Source organism: Niastella yeongjuensis (assembly GCF_900110245.1).
Classification (GTDB): Bacteria; Bacteroidota; Bacteroidia; order Chitinophagales; family Chitinophagaceae; genus Niastella; species Niastella yeongjuensis.
This window is the reverse complement of the sequence record NZ_FOCZ01000010.1, coordinates 65,140-88,443: the sequence shown is the minus strand read 5'-3', so window position 1 is coordinate 88,443 and position 23,304 is coordinate 65,140. Positions and strand designations below refer to the sequence as shown.

Annotated in this window: 21 protein-coding genes; 4 read left to right on the top strand and 17 right to left on the bottom strand. The window is 43.6% G+C overall.

All coding sequences use genetic code 11. From position 1 onward, the window contains the following. The 16 genes from BMX95_RS24285 to BMX95_RS24210 form a co-directional block, all read right to left on the bottom strand. On the bottom strand, positions 1 to 1,104 hold the full coding sequence (locus tag BMX95_RS24285; protein WP_081197226.1) for a glycosyltransferase family 4 protein: 1,104 nt from the start codon (positions 1,102 to 1,104) through the stop codon (positions 1 to 3). A gap of 48 nt (positions 1,105 to 1,152) precedes the next feature. Continuing rightward, positions 1,153 to 1,542 (bottom strand): VanZ family protein, encoded by a 390-nt coding sequence (locus BMX95_RS24280; protein WP_081197227.1) that lies wholly within the window; start codon positions 1,540 to 1,542, stop codon positions 1,153 to 1,155. Next, entirely contained in the window at positions 1,532 to 2,923 is a 1,392-nt protein-coding gene (locus BMX95_RS24275; protein WP_081197228.1) for an undecaprenyl-phosphate glucose phosphotransferase, read from the bottom strand. The genes BMX95_RS24280 and BMX95_RS24275 overlap by 11 nt, the downstream gene beginning before the upstream one ends. Positions 2,924 to 3,086: 163 nt before the next feature. Continuing rightward, positions 3,087 to 3,851, bottom strand: coding sequence for a WecB/TagA/CpsF family glycosyltransferase (locus tag BMX95_RS24270; protein WP_081197229.1), 765 nt, complete (start codon positions 3,849 to 3,851; stop codon positions 3,087 to 3,089). Between the two features lie 26 nt (positions 3,852 to 3,877). Beyond that, positions 3,878 to 4,408, bottom strand: a complete 531-nt coding sequence (locus BMX95_RS24265; protein WP_244898123.1) for an acyltransferase — start codon at positions 4,406 to 4,408, stop codon at positions 3,878 to 3,880. Between the two features lie 80 nt (positions 4,409 to 4,488). After that, positions 4,489 to 5,589: a glycosyltransferase family 4 protein gene (locus tag BMX95_RS24260; RefSeq protein ID WP_165758788.1), complete on the bottom strand. Its 1,101-nt coding sequence runs from the start codon at positions 5,587 to 5,589 to the stop codon at positions 4,489 to 4,491. Continuing rightward, a complete protein-coding gene (locus BMX95_RS24255) occupies positions 5,589 to 6,821 on the bottom strand; it encodes a glycosyltransferase family 4 protein (protein ID WP_081197232.1) in 1,233 nt (410 codons plus the stop codon). The genes BMX95_RS24260 and BMX95_RS24255 overlap by 1 nt, the downstream gene beginning before the upstream one ends. 128 nt (positions 6,822 to 6,949) lie before the next feature. Continuing rightward, positions 6,950 to 8,119, bottom strand: a complete 1,170-nt coding sequence (locus tag BMX95_RS24250; protein WP_081197233.1) for a glycosyltransferase family 4 protein — start codon at positions 8,117 to 8,119, stop codon at positions 6,950 to 6,952. Continuing rightward, a complete protein-coding gene (locus tag BMX95_RS24245; RefSeq protein ID WP_081197234.1) occupies positions 8,116 to 9,582 on the bottom strand; it encodes an oligosaccharide flippase family protein in 1,467 nt (488 codons plus the stop codon). The genes BMX95_RS24250 and BMX95_RS24245 overlap by 4 nt, the downstream gene beginning before the upstream one ends. After that, positions 9,545 to 10,867 carry an O-antigen ligase family protein gene (locus BMX95_RS24240; RefSeq protein WP_081197235.1) on the bottom strand — a complete coding sequence of 441 codons (1,323 nt, stop codon included), beginning with the start codon at positions 10,865 to 10,867 and terminating at the stop codon, positions 9,545 to 9,547. Before BMX95_RS24240 ends, BMX95_RS24245 begins: the two co-directional genes overlap by 38 nt. An 18-nt stretch (positions 10,868 to 10,885) precedes the next feature. Beyond that, a complete protein-coding gene (gene gmd / locus BMX95_RS24235) occupies positions 10,886 to 11,983 on the bottom strand; it encodes a GDP-mannose 4,6-dehydratase (protein ID WP_081197236.1) in 1,098 nt (365 codons plus the stop codon). A 19-nt stretch (positions 11,984 to 12,002) separates the two neighbouring features. Continuing rightward, positions 12,003 to 12,548: a UpxY family transcription antiterminator gene (locus tag BMX95_RS24230; protein WP_081197237.1), complete on the bottom strand. Its 546-nt coding sequence runs from the start codon at positions 12,546 to 12,548 to the stop codon at positions 12,003 to 12,005. 156 nt (positions 12,549 to 12,704) lie between these two features. Next, complete coding sequence (locus BMX95_RS24225; RefSeq protein WP_081197238.1) at positions 12,705 to 15,128, bottom strand: GumC family protein; 2,424 nt, start codon at positions 15,126 to 15,128, stop codon at positions 12,705 to 12,707. A 14-nt stretch (positions 15,129 to 15,142) separates the two neighbouring features. Continuing rightward, the gene (locus BMX95_RS24220) at positions 15,143 to 15,808 is read right to left on the bottom strand and encodes a polysaccharide biosynthesis/export family protein (protein WP_242672969.1); all 666 of its coding nucleotides are present in this window, start codon (positions 15,806 to 15,808) and stop codon (positions 15,143 to 15,145) included. A gap of 395 nt (positions 15,809 to 16,203) precedes the next feature. Continuing rightward, a complete protein-coding gene (locus BMX95_RS24215; protein WP_081197240.1) occupies positions 16,204 to 17,340 on the bottom strand; it encodes a mannose-1-phosphate guanylyltransferase in 1,137 nt (378 codons plus the stop codon). A gap of 384 nt (positions 17,341 to 17,724) precedes the next feature. Beyond that, positions 17,725 to 18,456, bottom strand: a complete 732-nt coding sequence (locus tag BMX95_RS24210; protein ID WP_081197241.1) for a hypothetical protein — start codon at positions 18,454 to 18,456, stop codon at positions 17,725 to 17,727. 136 nt (positions 18,457 to 18,592) lie between these two features. On the opposite strand from BMX95_RS24210, the gene BMX95_RS24205 reads away from it, so the two are divergent. Together BMX95_RS24205 and BMX95_RS24200 are read left to right on the top strand one after the other, a co-directional pair. Continuing rightward, the gene (locus BMX95_RS24205; protein ID WP_081197242.1) at positions 18,593 to 19,129 is read left to right on the top strand and encodes a DinB family protein; all 537 of its coding nucleotides are present in this window, start codon (positions 18,593 to 18,595) and stop codon (positions 19,127 to 19,129) included. 187 nt (positions 19,130 to 19,316) lie between these two features. Continuing rightward, positions 19,317 to 20,183, top strand: coding sequence for a right-handed parallel beta-helix repeat-containing protein (locus BMX95_RS24200; RefSeq protein ID WP_081197243.1), 867 nt, complete (start codon positions 19,317 to 19,319; stop codon positions 20,181 to 20,183). Between the two features lie 139 nt (positions 20,184 to 20,322). Here BMX95_RS24200 and BMX95_RS24195 read toward each other — a convergent pair whose 3' ends face one another. After that, a complete protein-coding gene (locus BMX95_RS24195) occupies positions 20,323 to 21,165 on the bottom strand; it encodes an ankyrin repeat domain-containing protein (protein ID WP_081197244.1) in 843 nt (280 codons plus the stop codon). A 300-nt stretch (positions 21,166 to 21,465) separates the two neighbouring features. On the opposite strand from BMX95_RS24195, the gene BMX95_RS24190 reads away from it, so the two are divergent. Then, a complete protein-coding gene (locus BMX95_RS24190; RefSeq protein WP_081197245.1) occupies positions 21,466 to 22,722 on the top strand; it encodes an AAA family ATPase in 1,257 nt (418 codons plus the stop codon). Then, complete coding sequence (locus BMX95_RS24185; RefSeq protein WP_081197246.1) at positions 22,719 to 23,216, top strand: hypothetical protein; 498 nt, start codon at positions 22,719 to 22,721, stop codon at positions 23,214 to 23,216. The genes BMX95_RS24190 and BMX95_RS24185 overlap by 4 nt, the downstream gene beginning before the upstream one ends. Positions 23,217 to 23,304 lie beyond the last annotated feature (88 nt).

Genomic DNA, 23,304 nt, shown 5'->3' with positions numbered 1-23,304 from the left:
CTACCGGTGTTTATCGTGCAATGACTGCTCAAAGATATCCGTCAGCCCTTCATAAAACTTTGCGAGGGTGTAACGCTGCATAAAACGTTCCCGGGCGCTATAGCCCATTTGTATACGTGCTGTTTTATTTACTAATAAATGCTGCAGCCGGCCGGTTAATTCTTTTATATTGCCCGGTTGCACCAGTAGTCCGTTTACGCCATCCTGTAGAATATCGGGAATACCGCCTACGCTGGTGGCCACCACCGGTAATCCGAACTGCATGGCCTCCAGGATCGTCAGCGGCACACATTCGCTAAAGGACGGCAATACGAAAATATCGGCCCTGGCCAGTTCGTTGAATTTATCGGCGCCGAACTTAGGTCCCGTAATCTCAACCAGGTGCGCAATACCAGCCCGTTCACAAAATGCATTTGCATCATCGAGCGTATAATCAACCGGCGCGCCCACTACACTGGCATGAAATGCACAGCCCTGTTTATGCAATTCAACCAGACTTTGCAGAAACACTTCTATGCCTTTATTTATTACCAGGTTGGAAAGGTATAAGATGCGGGGCGCGGCCGGATCACGTTCAATGATCTTTTTATTTACGACCTCGATGCCATTGAGCAGCACAAAGGGCTCCGGTTTATATACCGTACGAATGTCTGCCGTCAGTTTTTTCGACAGGCAGATCACCTTTGTATTGCGGAATGTTTTCTTTAACAGCCACCGTTTGTGGCGGGAACCGGCGGCCATCTCTTCAATGCCTCTTTTGTGCAAATGAAAAACAATACGGCGACGAAACAATTTGATCAGCGAGGTGATCAATGCGTCCCGGTAAAATATTTTTCCCGTAGGCACAATGGTAAAATATACCAGGGATGGCCGGAAGCTAATGAGAATACCGCAAAGCCTGAACAAAAACCCCACCATATGCACCATTTTCAATGGGGTTATTTTGCCAATGTCGCCCAATGTTTGGCCAAAATGCAGCGGTAAAGTTTTTACATCATACTTCGATTTCCAATTAGGATTATCAACCGTATGTTGGTTCATTATGGTTACACCATGAATAGGAGGCGGAAGTTGAACAATGAATAAGATCCTTGGTCGCATCATCCGGATAATTTGATTTTTCGTAGGAAAACAACAAGATATATGGCGGGATCATGATCTGTAAAATAAGGAACAGATCAGCGTAGCAAGCGTAATGCCCAGGAAATTACTGGTCATATCCAGCAGGGATACTGACCTTCCGGGAACAAAGGATTGGCATATTTCAAAAAGGCCGGAAGATAAAAATACCGCTATCCAGAACACGCCTTTATGGCGGCCACGGCAGAAAATAATATACAACAGAATGGTGATCACAAAATAATACCCCCCGTGAAAGATCATATCGAGCCACCAATGATATTCGGCGCCGAAATAATGCTCGGGGTGAAAATTGGGCCATTCACAAAATAATCCGGTTATAATAAGCAAGGCGATAAACAAAAATATCTTACCCGCCCCTTCACTTCTTTCTACTTTCGTTATCTCTGTCTTAGAATGCATTCTCTTCGCCTTTTATAGTGTTAAATACGGTCAGGAACATGATCTTCATATCCAGCCACAAACTCCAGTTCTCCATATACCACAGATCGTACTCAACCCGCTTTTGCATTTGATCGAGTGTTTTTGTTTCACCTCTGAACCCGTTCACCTGCGCCCAGCCGGTAATACCGGGTTTCAGAAACTGACGGATCATATATTCATCGATGATCTTTGAGTAGTCTGCGGTATGCTTCAACATGTGCGGACGTGGTCCTACAATACTCATATCGCCCATCAGCACATTCAAAAATTGCGGAAACTCATCCAGGCTGGTACGCCGCAGGAACTGCCCCAGCTTGGTAATGCGGGCATCGTTACGGGTTGCCTGCATGGTGTTCGCATTGTCATTCACCTGCATACTTCTGAACTTAAAACACCAGAAAGATTTATTATCCTGTCCGCTGCGTTGTTGTCTGAAGAAAATGGGTCCTTTCGATTCCAGTTTTATCAACAACCCAATAAGGGGGATCAGCCAGGAAAGAATGAAGATGGTAACAAGGCCACTCACTAAAATATCAAATATGCGTTTTCTGATCTTGTTGCCCAGGTCATCCAACGGTTCTTTTCGTAACGACAATACCGGGATCTCATTCAGGTAATCGATATACACCTGCCGTTTTACCAGGGCCCCAATATCGGGCACTATGCGGAAACGGATACAGTTTTGATCGGCTTTTTTGATCAGCCGGTAGATACCCGGATTTTGTTCCGGCACTATGGTTGAATATATTTCTGTAGCTCCATAATCTTTACATACGTCCAGTGCTTTATTGATACTCCCCAGAATAGGATACCGTGACAACTCATGGATGTTTTCCACTTCTTCGCAATAACCAACTACTTCTTTATTCACACCGTCTTCTTCGAGGTAATCAACCAGTCGTCTCGACAGATCGTTGTATCCCAGCACCACCACTTTATGTGAAAAGGAATCTTTCTTTTTAAAATAATGATAAACGGCCAGGTATAAAAACCGGTTACAGGTAAGCAGTAAAGGAGTTCCGCAAATGATCACTGCAATAAACAACCGGGAGATAATAAACCAATGGGAGAAGAACAAAAACGCACAGATCATGAGCAGGAAGTACAAAAAGGCCCGGGTCGATCGCCCGGCAAACAATTCAAAGGTAAATATATTGCGCTCATGGTATACGTTGTTCGAGAAGGCAACTATCAGCCAGGCTACGGTTAGGTAAACCCCAAAATAGGTATACTCTACATACGCCTCTATCAGCATTTCCCTTCTGAAAAAGAACCGGGCTATAAAGAAAACCATATTAATGGCCACCAGGTCCATTGCCAGTAAGGTCAGCTGTAAATGGCGCAAAAATCTGCTATTCATACACGCTAGTTATTGATAATGGTGAAGGTGAAGGCAAAGGGCAGAAGGGCAGAAGGGCAGAAGGGCAGAAGGCAGAGGGCAGAAGGCAGAGAGAAATACACTCCTGGTTAACTGGTTAACTTGTCAACTGGTTAACTTGTCAACTGCTCAACTTGTCAACTGCTCAACTTGTCAACTTCCTCACCCCATGTACCTTAAAGATCTTCTTGAAGAATAAGTATATAAACAGGGAATTAGTAACAACATACCGTTTAAACAACCGTCTTGGTTCCTGCATCAACCGGTACAACCATTCAAGCCCCATGCCCTGCAACCAGGATGGTGCGCGTTTTTGCATGCCTACCATTACAGGCAGGGCCCCTCCTACGCCAATCATCACGGCATTGATCCGGCCTTTCATCGATGCCATCCATCGTTCCTGTTTGGGACAACCGAGGATCACCAGTACTACGGCAGCGCCCGAGTTATTGATCCGCTCCACCAGCTGGTTCTCCTCTTCCGGTGTCGCTGGTCTGAAGGGCGGACTGTACATACCGGCAATGGGCAAATAAGGAAATGCATATCGTAAGTAGTGTTCCGTTTTTTCCAGCAAGGCAGGCGTACCACCATAAAAGAAAGCCGGCAGCCTTTTCAACATCATTTGTTGTAACAGGTCTGGTAACAGGTCCATACCGGCTACCCGATCCTGCCTGATGCCATAAACATAGTTCAACACCCAGGTAAGCGGTTTGCCATCGGGTGTTACCATGGTAGCATCGTTGATGATGTTGTTGAATGATTTGTCTTTGTAGGCTTCAATGAACATGTGCACATTGGCTACGCATACATTGGCGCTTTCTTTGTGATGCGCCATCGTAACAATGTTGCTTACGAAAGAAGAATAGTTGCCCGTTGTAATACCAAAGTTGATAATACTTTTCCTTTCCATACCAATAAGTATTTTGGGGATGAATTTTACAGTTTGCCGTAATATTTGGACTGAACCAGTTTAAGGTGGGTTTGTAAGTCGAGGGGATCGTCAAAACGGCTTCTTACTTTTCGGGCAGGAACGCCTGCATAAATGGAATAGGGCTCCACATCTTTTGTTACCAGCGAACCGGCGCCAATAATGCTTCCTTCCCCAATGTTCACACCACACAGTACCGTAGACCCGTATCCGATCCACACATCATCTTCGATGACGGTGACCATACCGAGCCCTTTCCAATTATATGCAGGATCCCTGATCTGTTCTGCCAGGCGAATAGGTACTCCTGGCTTTTGATAATGATGATCGTAGCGTCCTATAATGGCCACCCTGTTGCCGAACATTACATTATTGCCAATTACTACATCCGCTTCAATAAAGGAATCCCTGCCAATATAGAAGTTACGCCCAATCACAACTTTTTGCCTTCCCCAGATACGCACCCGTAAACCGGCATGGAACCCTTCTGCTATATCATAGCGCCGGTACAGCACTTTGCGCAGCAAAAGGTCTCGCATTTGCCTGATTACATTTATAATCGACATATTGATTATTTACAGGGTTTGTTTTAACTAAGTGGTCGGTCATCAACATTTAGTCAGGAATGACTAAGCGACATCATTACTTCGTGCATGCCGGCACATACTTCCAGCCGGGTAAACTTCTTTGCGATTATCCGGTTGTTTTGTGACATGGCATTTCGTAATGCATGGTTATCGTATAACGTATCGATTGCTTTTGCTACACTTTCTGCCGACTGGCCATCTACCCACAACACATTATCGGGTTCTGATAAATGATCTTTGGCGGCCCTGATGCAGGAAGTGATCACCGGCAAACCGGCTGCAACCGATTTAAACAACGCCATGGGAAATCCTTCACTGTCATAGGTAGGGAATGCAAGCATATCGGCATTGGCGTAAAAATGATCACATTCATGATCGGGAACAAAACCCGGGAAACGTGTATAGGCAGTTATGTTCAACTCCTCCGCTCTTTTCTTCAACGCTGCCATGTCGGGCCCATCGCCCACAAAAACGATCTGACAATCGTCCTTACACGAAAGCAACGGAATGCTCTCCAACAAACTGAACACCCCTTTCGCACGCACCATGCGGCCGCAAAACAATACTTTGAATTTGTTTTCGTCCAATGAATATTTTTCCCGGAAGGCCAGTGACGCTACCGAACGACCGGGGTCAACTATATTGGCAGTAACAAATACTTTCCGTGCTAATTCGGGATCATATTTCCGCACCAACTCTTTCTCATCGTTCGATAAAAAGAACCATGCCACCACATGTTTCCTCAAAAAGGGGATCAATAGCCGACGGTAAAAAAACGCTTCCCGTTCTAGTATGGAGATATCCGAACCATGGGTCTTGATTACAATTTTTACATTGTGGAAATAAAAGAGCCTGATGATGAGAATGGTTATAAAATCACGAACAGAACCAACAGGTTCAAACCGTGAGTTGAGATATAAGATATGCGGTTTAAAAGCATAGAGCTCTTTCACCACATTAAATGCTTTCCCCACAGTGCCCCATACTTTTTTGATCTTGCCGGCAGTTGCATCGTTACGGCCATACGTAACAGGTTTACAGGAATATCCCAGGTCGGTGAAACCTGCAATTTCATCCTGTGATAAAAGAACGTGATGTTTTGGTGGCACCCCCACCAAGATCCGTTGAGCCATTAATTGTAGAATTGAGAGGTTATTAAATGCACTTTGCGTTCCCAGGTATTGCTCTTGGCATAGTTGTATGCATTTACCGAGCATTCCTTTCTGAACCCGGTATCTTCATGCAAGCGGATGATTGCTTTGGCAATTCCCTGTGCAGTTTCTTCTTTTGTTGTAGGTTTTACCTTTATACCGCAATCACTGCTTACCGCCAGCGAAGAACCATGAAGATCGAGACAGATTATCGGCAGCCCGAAAGCCATCGCTTCATTCAACTGGGCCGGACAGGAATCGCGCAGCGAGCAGAAAATAAAAACATCTGCCTGCTCATAGTGGTGCACCACTTCATGAAAAGGGATCTGGCCCAGGATGCGCAGGCGTTTCGGGTCCAGCCCATATTGTTCTATCCAGCCTTGTAAAAACTGGTATTGTTCGCCGCCGCCGACAATCGTAAACGTGTAGTCAACGTCTTCAGGCACCAGCGACAACGCATGCAGGATCAGGTTCAAACCTTTACGGGGTAACATTCTGCCCACCCACAGCAGGTTGATCTGTTTGCCCGGTTTGCGGTCAATGTATTCCATGTGCTGCATGGATAACGGAATGGCATTATCCAGGATCAGGTGAATGTTTTGCGGGGCTTGTGTTTTTATCTTCTGTACAATATTGGCGGTATCCTGGTTGGTTACCAGAATATGATCTGAACGGGTAACAGTGTTCTTTAAGTTAGCACTGAACTTTATACTCAGTTTTGAGATCAGGCTGCGGATCTGTTCAATTTGCCAGGCCTTTCCAAAATATTCTTTAAACGCCGGCAGGGCTTCCTGTCCGCCCCCTACGGGGCCAAAGATGATGCGGGTATCTTTCAGCTTCCATAAAAAAGTACCCTGCTGAAAACTACCAAACGTTACGTGATGCGCTACATCGAAATGCATTTTCCGGTGTAACTGCATGGCAATACGGGCAGCTTTTTTGCGCCACAGGTAGTAATGCAGATATATGGTTTTGGAAGAAGCGTTCAACAATCTTTTATCGAGGTTGAATTTCAGTTCCACAAAAACAATGTGCAGATTGGGCAACCCCAATTTGCGCAATTCTTCTTCTGTCGCTTCCCTGTCTTCTACATTGGTTAAACACCATACATCATACCCTTGCAATGCCAGGTTCAACGCCCAGCTCCAACCATTGCCAGGTTCGCTTCCTCTAATAGGCGAACAGGCATACGCACTTAATAATACTTTCTTCATGAGAATATTGTTGTTTGAAAACAGCTGTAAGCTATAAGCGGTAAGCAGTGTCGGCCGCCCTCCATATCAACTTTGTCAATCCTGTTAACCCGTCAACATGTTAACTCGTCAACTGATTAACTGATCAACTACGATGCATATGCTTTTAGTAAAATCTCGGTATTTCCTTCCCACATTTCCTCAGCCTGGGTACTATTAATGTTTTGAGCAAGTACTTTATAATGGTCGTTACGTAAAGCAAAGCATATACCTTCTGCCAGCTTTTCCGGGTTATTGGGTGGAACCAGTAAGCCATTCACATTTTCCCTGATAAATTCGGGGAATGATCCCACATTGGTGGCGATCACCGGGGTATTCAATCCAAACGCGGTCATCAGTACGCCGCTTTGTGTAGCATCTTTATATGGGCAAACAATAAATTTTGCTTCCTGTATCAGCATGGCCAGCTCTTCATTGGGAATGTGTTTATCAAGTATCGTGATATTATCCCTGTATTTGCTGGTAACCTCGCCATCTATGTCAAACCCGTGAACCGTTTTACCGGCAATGACCAGGTGTTCATTGGGAAACTCCCTGAATACCGCCGGCATGGCATTTAACAGATCATCGATGCCTTTGTAAGGCGATAAGCGGCCAAAGAAAAGAATATATTTCTTCTGTACCTGATCTTTTGATTTTACCAGATTTTTCAAAAAACTGTATGGGCTCATTTGCAACACTGTTTTATGCTGCTTTTGTTTTTTATAATGCTCTTCAAATTGTTGTTTGGCAAATTGAGAATAGAACATGTATTTCTTTTTACCCGGCATGCCAAACATGAACGTGCGGGGCAGCGTTACCTTCCAGCTATCCTCGCCGGTATGCGGTACCGGATCGTGAATGGTGATACATACATTCCTGAATGCTTTCAGGTAGAATAACATGCCAACGGTGCGCAAGCCGAATGTTTCAAAATGAAGGATATCCGGCTTAAACTGTTTGATGTATTTCCAGGTGTCGAACGAGGCCTGCAGCGTACTATAAGAGAAACCCGTTCTATGCGGATGCATCACAAAATGTACGCTGGCCGTTCCATTAAAATAGGGCTTCAGGTTCTCATAACATCGTTTGGTCAGTATTTCTTCTGGCGTAACCAGTGTTTTTCTCTCCGGGAATTTCTCAATCTCCAGCACGGTCAGGTTCTTGCCGTGGGGTGTTAATTCTATCAACACATGTAACTGTACATGCTTCTTCAACACATTGATCAGTTCAATGGAAATATCCAAAAAGGAAACCTGCATGTAATACACTACTGTCATGGTAAACTATTTTCTGGTTTGGTATTGGGCGACAGCTGAAAATTAAAAACCGGTAACTTTATAAAAGCCAGTCCCAGCAACAGCCAATACCCGGTGAATAATGCAACCGGTGGAAATTTCATTGACAGCAATACATAGATCCCTGCCAAGGAACCGGTGAGTAAATAGAATTTGAGTACATGTCCCATGGTGACCATCCCCCTTCGCAGCAGTAATATATCCTGACAAATATGAAAGATCAGGAAGGAGAAAAAGATGGCCAGGTTTACCGTAGTAAGATTTTTTGCGAACAGGAATCCCGTAAAACAAAAGATTACATTCAGGATCAGGCTAACCACATTGAACCACATATCGGCCCGTTCCATATTCATAGCCACCAGCACGTTCGCCTGTAACAAGGCAGTAGGAAAGATCAAAATGGTCAGGAACATCTCTTTGGTGAATACGCCGGTACCATTGTAGGTACTGCCAAATGCCCAGGGAATTAAGGCATCGGCAAACGAATAAATAAAAGTGTAGGCAAAAAGGCCAAACAGCAAGTAATAGTTGAATACCTTCTTGTAATAATTTCTGAAATCCTGCCCCGTACCATTTTTATGATGCTGCACCAATGCCGGAAAAACCGACATGGATACGATCAGCGGCAGGATCTGTGCTATGGAAAACACCCGGAACGAGATCTCAAAATTGGCCACATCAGCCAGGGGTAGCGTTTTTGAGATAATGATGTTGGAAATGCGCCAGTAGGCAATGGACACACTCCCAATGATAATAAAGGGCCAGTTGGCAAATACGATCTTTTTCACCTCACTCCTTGCCAGCGGATAACGTAATAACGACCGCAGGCTGATGGTTTTTGAAGAACCAAAGGCCAGGAAAAAATTGAGCGTAATGAACCGCACCCCTATCAGCAACAGGCATAAGGTCATAATGGAAAATGGAAAAAGAAACAGCAGGCAACCGATCGCAAACCTAAGCACCGAATCGATGATAAGGATAATAAATGTTTTGTTCTGATTGAACTCTGCAATGTTCAACGATTTGATGGCATAGATGATGTTATCGAAAATGATGTTCACCCCCAGCAGAACGATCAGGTATTGCAGCACCGGATCGCTGTACAATAGAAAGGCTACCCCTATGCTGAGCACATAAAAGAAAACACCACTGTATAATTGTATTTTAACAAACCGGCTAACCAGTTCCTGTTTGTCGGTTATATCAACCAGCTCCCGGGTGAACCACTGTCCCAACCCCATGGTGGAGATAGCTGCGAGAAACTGATAAATGGTATTGGCTATTAAGAAAAAGGCAAATTCATTGGTAGTGTATTTACGCGCTATAATCACAAAAAACAGGCTCAGCAATATGCTTTGCAGGCCATTGGCCGCAATACCCCAGAAGCTGTTCTTTATTAACCGCGACTTAAACAAGCTCCCCGCTAACTTCATCAGTTTGTTCATTAACAATTTTTGAGCGATTTGATAAATAGATCAGGAATGCACACAGGCTCACCAGCACAATCTGGTTCCTTCTATCGGTAATGGAATACAACGATACAAAGGATACAAGCCAGCTTATTACAGGCGCTATAATTAACAATACCCGCGCATCCGTTTGCCCTTTCACCCAGGCCCGCATGGCCCCTACTCCCGAGCCAATGATGAGAATGAATACAATTAAAAATGCCGGGCCGCCAAACTCAGTCAGGATCTTGAGGTACCCGTTCTCTGGTTGGTCCAGGAATATGACCTCATCTTCCAGTATCAGGTATTGATCCTGCGCATACAGAGTTACATAATCCTGGTAATTACCGATACCAATACCTAAATATGGATTTGCTTTGAAAATGCCATAGGCTTCTTTCCAAATGCTGGTCCTGAAATCGAGTGAGTTATTGATATCATCATCCCGGTTAAATACCACCAGCGAGTGTGAGAAAATAGCAATCGCTATACCACCCGCCATACAACCGGCAATGATGTACTTTTTAAATTGCATGCCGGTAAACAACAACAGGAAGAACACGCCGGCGCTCAAGCCTATAAAGGCCGAGCGGCCGCCGGTTAAAAACATACCTGCAGTCACCGCCAAAAAAAGCAACAGGTTTACCAATCCGGGCCGCCGGATGTTCTTTCTGTTTATCAGGAACAAAAAGCTCAGCATAGCCAGGAACTGCGCATACTTCTGTGAATCGTGGAAATAACTGGGGTACCGGGTACCGTTGCTGTCGTGGGTATTCTGGTTCAATTCCGAATAAAGCCGGAACTCCAGCCCCACTACCAGCTGCACAGCCAAAAAGACCAACGAGATCAAACAGGCAATTTGTAAAGCCCTGACCAGCTTATCGAAAAACTTTTCATCATGTATACACTCCAGTATTATCAGGCGGCCGTAAATAAATACCGGGAATACCGATAACAGGGTGAACAGCGAATTGGTGACGAAGGAGGAAGTCAGACTGCCGATTATCAAAAGAAATATCAACGTACAAAAACCACCAAAATAGAATCTGTTTGGTTTAAATATGCTCATGAAATCTTTGTACCGCAAAAACAATATCGCATATGAAAGCCCGTCGAACAGGGTTAAGCTGCCTAATGGATAGGGCGTAATTTTCATATCTATCAGCGGCATCGCATACAACATAAACAACAGGTATGTTCTTCGCGGCTGCTTGCTGAGCAGTAATAAAACTACAAATACCAGTATTGCGGCGGCGGTTAATACCACCCCTAGTGATTTCATAAATTATGTTTGGTGATGTCAGCTGATCAGATGTTCAAATTGTACTTTGCCGGTCTTTTCAAATTCCAGTACATCATTGGCTACCATTTCTTTTACCAGCATTTGCAGGTCGTATTGGGGTTCCCAACCTAACTTTGTTCTTGCCTTGGTAGCATCGCCGATCAAAAGTTCCACTTCCGTAGGCCGGAAATATTCAGGATCTACAGATACTACCTGTTTACCAATGCCGATTTGATAACTGTCATTGGTACAGGCAACTACTATGCCCCTTTCATTTATACCTTCGCCGGTAAACTCAACCATAATGCCCAGTTCGGCAAATGCCATCCTAACAAAATCCCGTACGGGGGTAGTAATACCGGTAGCAATTACAAAATCTTCAGGCTTGTCCTGTTGCAGAATACGCCACATGGCTTCCACATAATCTTTTGCATGGCCCCAATCGCGCTGGGCATTCAGGTTACCCAGGTATAAGCAATCCTGCAAACCCAAAGCAATAGCTGCTACGGCCCGCGTTATTTTACGGGTAACAAAGGTTTCACCGCGGAGAGGACTTTCATGGTTGAATAAAATACCATTGCAGGCATACATGCCATAAGCTTCCCTGTAATTAACGGTGATCCAGTAGGCGTACAATTTGGCTACTGCATACGGACTGCGTGGATAGAAGGGCGTTGTTTCCTTCTGTGGTACTTCCTGTACCAGTCCATACAATTCCGAAGTAGAGGCCTGGTAAATGCGCGTCTTTTTTTCCAGCCCCAGAATTCTCAGTGCTTCCAGTAGCCGCAGGGTACCAATACCATCGGCATTGGCAGTATATTCAGGCGTGTCAAAGCTCACCTTTACGTGGCTCATAGCCGCCAGGTTATATATTTCGTCAGGTTGTGTTTCCTGAATAATGCGAATAAGGTTCGTGCTATCGGTCATATCGCCATAATGCAGGCGAAAGCGTACTTCCTTTTCGTGTGGGTCCTGGTACAGGTGATCGATACGATGGGTATTGATCAGCGAGGAACGCCTTTTTACCCCATGGACCATATATCCCTTTTCCAATAATAATTCCGCCAGGTACGCACCGTCCTGACCATTAACACCTGTGATGAGCGCTGTTTTCATGTTTTTTATTAGGTCTTATTTATTTAAAAAGTGCATTATAAAAGTTGTTGGCATAAGAGGTAGCCATGGGTATCACCTCTACATTGGCCTTTTCTACTTCCGCGGTAAGAGCATAACCGAGAGAAGGAAGCTGTACTTTTACTGTTTTGCTTCTTACTTCAATTACATCGCCTTCACGCGCCATCAACGGACCACTGGCTATCCGCACCCTGTCGTGCATGTTTACGTGTATCTTTTCCAGTTGTACGTTATGGTATTCATCGAGGAATTGTTTCACCGCCTCTATTTCCTCATCACGAATAACAGCGGGTTGTCCCAGCCAGTATACGAAATTGAGAATGCCATCTGTTTGTCTAATAGCCAGCTGTTCCTGTGGCATGGTGTGCACAAAAACATAGGAGGTGAATAAGGGTTCCAGCACCAATTTCTTTCTGTCGGCCCATTGACGAACTATTTTGTTCAAAGGACAATACGTTTCAATGTGCTTTTTTACCAGCAGATCAGCTACCTTCTTTTCCCAACGTGGCCGTGTATAAACGGCATACCATTTCTTATTCGCTTCCATATGCTACTATGATTTTGAGTTTTTGTTTAAAACAGGCTCCGCCCAACTCAGTTACAGCACGCCGTAACTGGCAATTAATTTTCAATTTGTTATACTAATGTGGTAGAGAGAAAGTGAGCCATCCGCCATTGGTGAATGGCTCACCTGAGGTCAATCTTATATTGGCTTGAATGATGTCTTTTTACTTCTTTTTTCTTTGTAAACATAGCCGTCGCCATATCCATAGCCATAGCCATAATGCTGTTTACCAAAGCCGCGTGGACGAATGCCATTAAATACAATGGCCATATTCTTCAGGATATTCACTTTACTGCTCTTGTCTAACTGTTCAACCAGCACTTTTGGCGTATGCCGGTGTCTGATAATATATAAGGTTGCATCGCATAAAGGCGATATAATATACGCATCTGTTACCGGGGCAACTGGTGCCGAATCGATGATAATATAATCAAAGATGCCATCGAGGTAATTCAGCAACTCAGGCAACCGGTTGTTCATTAATAACTCGGTTGGATTACCCGACAACGGCCCCGCAGGAATAAAGAACAAATTATCATTTAAGGTGGTGCGTTTAATGATCTCTTCCGGATCACGGGTGCCCAGCAGGTAACTGGACATGCCCACTTCTCTGTCAACACCCATGTTCTCGCTAATAGCCGGACTATGCAGGTCCATTTCAAGCAACACTACTTTTTTACCGGTCAATGCCATGCTCAGTGCCAGGTTGGTAGCAATAAAGCTTTTCCCTTCTCCTGAGATCCCTGAAGTAACCAGTACTTTTTTATGCGTGGTATTTACACCCAGGTAATTGAGGGCCACCCGCAGTTTGCGGAACTGTTCAGCCACAAACGTGCGGTTATTTGCTCCTATTACGATGGGTTCTTTTGCTTTACTCTTCGATACTTCTGCAATTATCGGATGACTGGTTAACCGTTCAATATCCTGGCGATACATGATCTTCCGGTTAAATAATTCTTTCAGTGTTACCCATATCACAAAAAACGCCATGGCAACTACGATAGCAATTGCAAATACGATCGGTACTTTAGGACTAACCGGTGCTACAGTAGAAGAAGCACGGTCAACCACCCGGCTGTCGGAAACATTGGCTGCATAAGAAAGCGCCGTTTCTTCCTTCTTTTGCAACAGGAAAGCATAAATGCTTTGCATGGTGTTTTGCTGACGGCTTATTTCTATCAGGTCACGTTCCTTTTTAGGAATGGTTTGCAGTACTGAGGTATAAGAACTGTTGGTACTGGCCAGGTTCGATTTGCTGGCCTGTAAATTATGCCGCTGATTTTGAATGTTCTCCAGGATCCCCGGTTTGATCCGGTTGATCTGGTCAGCTACTGAGGTCAACAACGGGTTACCTTCTCCAGTAGTTGATTTCTTCTTTTCGTATTCCAGCTCCTTTTCATATAATTTATCAAGCAGACTTGACAACACAGGATCAGTAACTCCCAGTGTAGATGGAGCAATGCTGCTGTTGTCATCTTTTTGTTTCACATAATGCTCTACCTGGTCAAGCGCTGCCAGTTTCATATCTATCTCACTTAACTTCTGGTCGTTCGCACTTACATTTTCCAGGAACAGCTTTCCCTGCTCACTTACATCCACTGCCTGTTGGGATGACTTATATCCTTCTATCTTTTTTTCAATGCCGCTCAAATCGCGTGATACGTGGTTCAACCTGTCTTCCACAAATTTGAGGGTATTGGCGGCCAGGGTGTTTTTGTCTTTCAACATGGCCACGTTATACGCTGTCAGTAATTCGTTCAGGATGTCTTCCCCGCGTTCAGGCACCTCATCGCGAATGGTGAGGTTGAGAATAGAAGATAATTTACTGGCCGATGCAATCACCAACCGGTTCTGAATATCTGCTATTGCTTTCTTGGGCTCCTGTAAGGAGAAATAGTATTGTCCGTTTGGAATATACGTTGAATCGCTTAACCGGGGATTAGGTAAGAATTGCAATGTACCATAAGGAGTATGCACCCATTCGTTTATTGCATAACCTTCTGAACCGAGGACTACTTTATTTGCAGCCCTGTCATAGACAAAAGGAACTTTCTTCACTTCACGCAGGCTGTCGGGACTTTGTACCTTCACTATTACCGGTGAGGTGGTATAAGCAGGTAATCCGCCGGGCGACATCCCTTTTTTTGTCATCCAGCCTGTAAACCGGTTGTCAGAGAGCCATTTGTTCGATTCCAGCCAGGAATTGAGCTTTCTTTCTTCATACACCGGTGCGTACAGTTGTAAATTGTTTACAACTTCTTTTACCAGGGTGCGGGATGATAAGACCTCCATTTCATTCTCAAGGATCTTTTTGGTAGAGATCAGGTTGAGTGATTCAAGGCCTTTGGAATCTTCTACCCCTTTCTTTTCATCTTTAATTAATAACCGGGCGGTAGATTCATATTTTGGAATAGCAAACCGCATGTACAGGCAAGCCCCGCCAACTGCCAGTAACAACATAAATACAAACCAGGGCCAGTAAGATGCGTAACGGTTCCATAACTGGGCAGCACTGGTTTCCTTGCCCTCCATCTCCAGTCCGTTTTTGTGTGTCACTTGCATAAAAAATATTTTTCTTATTTTATAATTCTGTCAGCAACTATTACTCCCAATGACAAAGCACTGAATAAGATCGGCAACCAGGTATTTGTTCTGCTTGTGCTGGCTACTTTTGCTTTATTTGGTTCTACATATACCACATCGTTTGACTTTAAATAATAATATGGTGAAGAGAATAACTCAGTAGAATTAAGGTTTAAGCGGTGAGTAAGCTTTTTACCATTTTCATCCCGGATAACAAGCACGTTATCGCGTTGTGCATAGATGGTTAAATCACCGGCCAGGCCCAACGCTTCCAGTAACGTGATGCTTTCACTGGGCACTGTCACCACGGTGGGATGTGCCACTTCACCCAATACTGTTACTTTAAAATTCAGAAAACGAACTGTTATAATAGGATCAACCAACAGCTTTTTATCAACCAGCGATTTGGTGAGTTTATCTTTCAGCTCGTCTTTCGTCATGCCAGACGCCTTTATAGTACCTAAAAACGGAAATTGAATATTGCCTTCACCATCTACCAGGTAACCGTTTGCCGGTGTAGTAGTGGCCGTTGGCTGCGAATTGCTGTTATTATTGTTATTAGCACCACCAGGCTGATTGAACACAGCCGATGCTTCCGGATTTAAACTGCTCACAGTTATATTCAACAGATCGTTGTTCTGTATAACCGGCTTTTCCATGGCGGGTGGTTGGAATGAACCCGTTTGTTGACCTGAGAAGTATACGGCCCTCTTTGTATTGGTGCAGGACGTTATACTAAACAGTATCAATAATAAAAGACAAAAGCTATGTAGTGCACGCCAAACGAGTGGCTGCGTTATATTTCTATAACCCATATGTTATTTAAATTTTTGCTTTTTAAAGCATTTCAGCTACAAGGGGATCATCCCCATACAATCAGGAAATTACTACGCCCACAGGCAGGGAGTTTTTTACTGGTACGATCAGGGTTGGTAAGGTCAGGCTGTATCTATCAAAAAGCTTGCACATTATCAGCGACTATCATATTATTTTTATGTGCAACCTGCGGAAAACTATTGTTCAGTAATGATTATCAGTACACAAACAATACTACTTAATAAACACGTTCAACTACAGCGGCTGCTGGTTTTACATTGTCGTTAACAGAATATAAATAGCGCTCACCTTTCAATTTCTTCACTTCAGTTACGTATTGTTTTATATCCTGTTCCTTTTCTTTCTGGCAGATCAACAACACATCTTTTGTATCGACCACTATATAATTATGCAGGCCTTGTAACACCACCAGTTTTTCGTTTGAAGCATGTACCACACATTGGGTTGTATCTATTACCAGTACGCCATTGCCGGCCACTGCATTGTTCCGAACATCTTTTCCCATGTTCTCCCAGGCGCTGTTCCAGGTTCCCAAATCGCTCCATCTGAACGATGCCGGTATGATGTATACATTGTTTGCTTTTTCCATTACGCCAACGTCGATCGATACGTTTTCACATACTGCATAAATATCGGTGATCATTAATCTCTCAAAACTTGTTCCAAGCCAGTTTTCTTTTTCCTTAAACAACTGATACAGATCACCGAGATATTTTTCAATTGAATTAATAATTGATCTTGCCTTCCACATAAATATGCCCGAGTTCCACAGGTATTCCCCACTACTTACAAATTTTGCCGCGCGTTGCGCATCTGGTTTCTCAGTAAAGGTAATTACCGGGTGTACCCCATCTTTTTCTGTTTCTTTGTTGAATTGTATATATCCATACCCAGTATTGGCATACGAAGGTTTGATTCCAATGGTAAGGAGTGCATCACAAGTTTCAATGAATTGTAATCCCTTGTTACAAACCGCTTCAAACTCCTGCTGATCAAGGATCAGGTGATCGGCAGGTGCCACTATAATAGAAGCGTTTGAATCTTTCTGTAGTATCCTGAAAGAAGCATAGGCAACACAGGGAGCTGTATTTTTTCTATCAGTCTCACTTAAGATATTTTCTTTAGGCAACAGCGGTAATTGTTTTTCTACAATCCCGGTATAATCTGTGGAAGTAACTACATAAATATTTTCCAGTGGCGCCAACCGCTCAAATCGACGGAACGTTTGCTGGATCAACGTTTCACCTGTTCCCAGAATATCAAGAAATTGTTTTGGATAATCAGTTCTGCTTACCGGCCAAAAACGAGAGCCAATTCCACCAGCCATAATTACCACATAAGTTGATCGTTGCATACACGTTTTTATTTTGTTTAGCAATAAGATGCGCTAACAAACATTAATCTGTTTGTGAAATGTTAGTAGCAATCGTTAATAATTGAAATGGAAAAACTAAATATCCCCCTCGAAGCAACTCATGTTCTTATTCACTCAAAGATTTTAGTGGTCGGTCTCCAAATAGGTTTTGCATGGAACCCCACTCCATAATGCAAATGATAAGCCCGAATAATAATATGTAGGATATTGCTATATATTTACTTCATTAACAAAAACTGACCGTGGTTATGTGTAAATAAATACTCAAACCCCATTCTTTTTAGACCGAAACGATCAAAAAGAATGGGGAAAGGAAAATATTACCCAATATTATTGTGGATTGTTATATTATCTGAAACTCCGCTATTTAAACATACAGATAACCGTAGATGATTGTATCATTTTTCCGTTCTCAAAGCTCATGAGCATGAACATGAGGATGGTTTTGCCACTGTCTTTGATCTGTCCAATATCAAAAGTGATGGTAGAAGCAGTGAGATTTTTAGGATCATTGTCCATTACATCGCCATAATGCTCGTAAGAGAAATGGTAGCCGTTCCAGGGGCTTTTAAAAGGATTATCACTATTATCGACACCTGATTTGTTGGTAAGTTCCAGCTCCCTTCCATTATAAAGCGGTTCATTCAAAGCCGTATTGAATCTTATGGAGTCCAGTACTTTTAACCGGCCTGTGCCCTGAAAAACGAGGCTGTTCTTCTTTTTGGTGATCAACAGGGTTTCTTCGCCGGTTTTCACCAGTTCGGGCGTTGTCTTTGTTTCACCAGAAAGCAGGTATTCATCAAATTCAGCTTTTGTTAAACCAAACTTTGCATAGATAACAGAAGAATCGGTAACATTCGGAAGAGAGTCACGTACCCAGGCGGCATTCTTTGTCATCGCCTGCCTCACTTTGTTGGAGAGCTCCACCTGCCGCGGTGTGATGTTTTGTTTTACACTCATCAGATCAACCTGGTGTTCACCCAGCTTCAACCAGGATTTAATATCCTCTCCAAATTCCTGCCCATTGGCAGACTGGCAATAACCTTTACCAATAAAAGACACGAGGGTAACCAGGATTAATGTAATGGATTTCATAGATATAATGATTAGCTCCCAAGATAATATACTTTTTTAAAATATTATAACCTTCTTTTTTTGGCGGTTTCAATTTTCTGCTGACATAATGTTGTCACTACCCATTATTTACTTTGTATTAATAAACACATTAATTATGACAACCCAACACATGGCTCCGGCCACCTCAACAGAAACAGCTATTGCCTATTTAATGAAGAATTATGCGAATTACAACCTTTGGGCAAATACAACCCTGGTAAAATGGCTGAATAGCAAGCCTATCACCGATCTGGAGCAGGAAGTGGCCAGCAGCTTTCCCAGCATAAAACTGACCCTGCTGCACATTTGGCAAACTGAACGCTACTGGCTTTCCATTATCAAAAAACAGGATCAGCTTCCTTATAATGAATTCACCGGCACCATTCAGGATGTTTTTGATGTCCTGTTAAAAACCTCTGGCGAACTGGCTACTTATATTAATAGTATGACCGATGAAACCGTGCAGGACAGAACCTTTATTGAAAGCCCCTGGTTTAGCTGTGATTTCAGGAACTTCGAGTACATTATGCACTTTGCTAACCACAGTACCTATCACCGCGGACAAATAATAACCATGGGCAGAACCCTGGGTTATACCGACGCACCCATGACCGATTATAACTTGTATAATATAGATGGTAAGGAGTTCTAATTCATAAATACCACGCCGGACTTCATAAATGTGGGTTTTACTATTAATGGATCAGGAGGCAGATCAGGTGCAATCGTTACCGGTATCGATTGCACAAATTATTGTTAAAACATAACTCTAACAATTTAGTACAAGTGCTAAATTTAATAGAGAACATTTTTTTTAACGATTAAACTTGCCTTAAAGTATGAAAAAAAATTTCGGCGCCCTGGCGCTTGTAATCCTTTTTGCCAGTTGCGCAAAGAACCATGAACTGCCCACAGATCCATCAGATCGCTCCGCTGCTACAGAAACCAACACCACTGTTACTACCGAATCGGCTTTAAAAACAGCCATCGCCAATGCGAAAGCCGGTGACATCATTACGGTTAGCGGTACTATTAAATTAACTGCTACCCTGCAATTGCTGAACAGTGGTACAGCCAGCTCCAAGATCAATTTTACCGGAGGTACCCTCGATTGCTCAGGCCAGCCAAGCGGCAGCTGGGGAGTAAAATGTAATGGCAGTTATTGGAACATCACCAATATGGTGATCAAAAATGCACCCGATGCCGGCCTGGTATTCCAGACAGGTGGTTACAACTATTGTAATAATGTTACCACTACGGGTAACCACGACACCGGTTTGCAGATCTACAATGGCGGGCATGACAACAACATTCAATCCTGCAAATCGAATGAGAATTACGACAATGCCGACGGCGGTGAAAACGCCGATGGCTTTGCCTGTAAATTGTCAGGCGGCAGCGGCAACAAGTTCCAAAGCTGTACCGCTAACCACAACTCCGATGACGGCTGGGACCTGTACGGACAACCTTCCAGCGTTACCATTACCGGTTGCACCGCCTCTAATCATGGTTATGGAAGCGCCGGCGATGGCAATGGTTTCAAACTGGGGAGCGCCGGTCAAAACGTACCCCATACCGTTACAAATTGCACTGCTACCAACAACAAAGCCTGGGGCTATGATGGCAATGGAAATACCGGCCATATAACTATCACCGGAAGTGGTGGCTCCGGAAATGGCTCGGGATTAATGACAAGAATTTATTAATCGAGGAGGTTGCCATGTAAAGTGGGAATCCTCTTGTCTTAAGTATCAGGTGCCGGTTACAGGTTACAGGATTCAGGGATTCCCTGCAACCTGTAACCTGTAACCTGTAACCTGTAACAGTTACGTATTTGTCTTTTGCTCATCTCTTACTTATAGCTTCTTCTAAAAGGGCAATACTCTCTTTGTCTCCTGCTCTTTTAGCATGGTCCAGCGCTGTTTCGCCATTCTCATCTTTAATGGTTTGATCAGCATTGGCAGCTAACAATACTTTTACTACATCGGCGTGGCGGTTACGGCAGGCAGCCATCAATGCGGTGGTTTTGTAAGTGGTTTCGGCATTTACCTGGGCACCATTGTCAATCAACAATTTGGCCAGGTCTGCATAGCCCTTGGTGGAAAGGACCATTAATACGGTTTCACTGTCGTGCAGCATGAAATTCACATCGGCTTTGTGCGCGATCAACTGGCTGGCAATGTCTTTATGATTGTTGTTACAGGCATAAACAAGCGGGGTCAGTTTTTCCCTGCTGACCACATTTACCAGGGCCTCATGTTTTAATAATAAAGAAACGATGGCATCAAAACCATAAGCAGCGCTGTACATAAGAGGGGATACATTATCGAGGTTTACCGTGTTTACATTTGCCTTGTTCTCCACCAGTATATGGGCAACTTCTGTACGTCCTTTCATGGCTGCTACCGACAGCGGTGTTTCACCAAACCGGTCTTTCTCTTCGGTATACGCACCATTAGTGATCAGCAGGTGAACAATGTCTTTTTCACCCAGGCTGGCAGCCAGCCACAAAGGAGTGCGGCCATCGGCATCTTTCTCGTTCACATTTACACGCCCCTTCCTTAGCATATGGTCTATACTTCCAATGTCATTCTTATTGACGGCATCAAACAGATCGTTATCGAACCTCCCGCAACTGGCCAGTAACAGGATACTAATCGGTATAAATATGGATAAAGCTTTTTTCATTAAGTGGGTTGTAAGCTACAAAACAATCGGTAATCGAACAATCGGGGCTGGTTAATACCAATCCCGGGAATTTTTAAAAGCTCACTAATTTACGTTAAAACCAGGCTTTGCCGCAAAAAGAAAGTCAATGTCCTCGGATTGGGAGAATAGTGAGTACTGTGTTTTTTCTTCCATTAAAGTTACCGGTGTTCGTTAGAATCACTTGAGAGCAGCCGTATTTTTTGTACCTTCGGCTTATACATTAATTTTCATGCAATTATGTAACGGAACGGATAGCGTCAGTTACAATCAGAAACAAAAATGAGCCAAATTAAAGTAAAGAACTTTGGTCCTATAAAGGAGGGCCTGCTCGAAAATGACGGCTGGTTAGATATAAGTAAAGTAACAGTTTTCCTGGGGAACCAGGGAAGTGGCAAAAGTGTGGTCGCCAAGCTGATCTCTACCTTTACCTGGATGGAAAAAGTGTTGACCCGAGGAGATTATGACAAAGAAGAGTTCGAGGAACAAGGCCATTTTGTCCAGGAGCGTCTATCATTCCACCGGATCGACAATTATCTCGACAGGCATGGAAGAACACTGATTGAATATAAAGGGGAATCAAGACATTTTCGGTTTGCCGAAAATAGACTGACTATTTCCGAAATTCAGAATGGATCATATGAGCTTCCACAGATCGTGTATGTACCGGCTGAGCGAAACTTCATTTCTTATGTGCAGACACCGATGGCATCCAAGCAAATCTCACCAGCACTATCGGAGTTCGTAGAAGAAGTGAATAACGCGGCAAAGAATCTTAGCCGTTCGCTGATTCTTCCAATTAATGAACAGGTTTTTGTCGAATATCAGGCAAATGGGAATATATTCTATCTTCAAGGAAAGGACTACCGTCTTAACCTTACAGAAGCTTCCAGTGGGTTCCAATCGCTTGTACCACTCTATCTGGTAGCACAAAATCTTTCGGAAAGCGTTTACCAGGATAGCCATTTCCAGGGTAATGTACTGACCCCGGAACAACGCGAACGTATACGGGAGCGGCTTCGAAAGATTATTGCTGATTCGTCTCTGTCAGAAGATCTTCGACGGATCGCGCTTCAGGAAGTGGCGAAAGACTTCAAGAAGACAGCTTTTATAGATATTGTAGAGGAACCGGAGCAAAATCTTTTTCCAGAGTCCCAATGGGATTTACTTATTGAGTTACTGGAATTCAATAACAAGAACAAGGGAAATAAGCTGATAGTAACTTCGCATAGCCCTTATCTGGTAAATTATTTCAGCATTGCAATACAGGCTAGCTATTTACAGGATAAAATAATACAAACATCTCTAACTCAAAGCGAGCGTGATAGCAAATTAGATCAACTTCGGCGTGTTATCCCGCTCGAGGCTGCGATTGCCAGTAGCCACGTCATCATATATGAACTAGACGAAAGAACCGGTTTGATCGGTCGTCTGCCCAGTCCAGAAGGGATACCTAGCGATAAAAATTATTTGAATCAGTCATTGCGCCATGGCAATGAACTATTTGATCAACTACTAGATATCGAACAGGAATTATGAGTTTGAATTTTTTCCGTACTGACTGTCAGTTCCCCCCGATCACCAGCGAAAGATTCGGACTTTGTGATAAGAACGATGGAACTAAAGCCTACCCGGACACAGTGAATGAGCCGGAGTGGATTGCAACTGTAGGCAATCCAGAACATCATACGGTAACCTTTACTGCCATTGATAATTGTGTAATGAAGAATACTGAATATCGGGAGAGAGGTCGTTGTGATGTAATGCTTACAACGACCGTTCACCTGTATTTAGTCGAGCTCAAAGATCAGATGGCAGCCTGGAGACCCCATGCTGTCAGTCAACTAGTATCAACGATCGATTTTTTACTCGAAAACCATCCCCATGAAATCCGTCAATTCAAGAAAAAGAAAGCATTTGCAGCCAATAGGCGTCATCCACGCTTCGCTTTCATCGAAAATGAGGATAATCTAAAGCTTTTTCGAAGGACCGGATTTCGAATCGACAGCCAGGCCGAGATTATCTTGATTTAACCAGTAAGCATTGAAGATTGATAATGAAAAATCATGAATACAAATCCATTCATTCAATATGGCCATGCAAAAAAACCTTTTGAGCAGC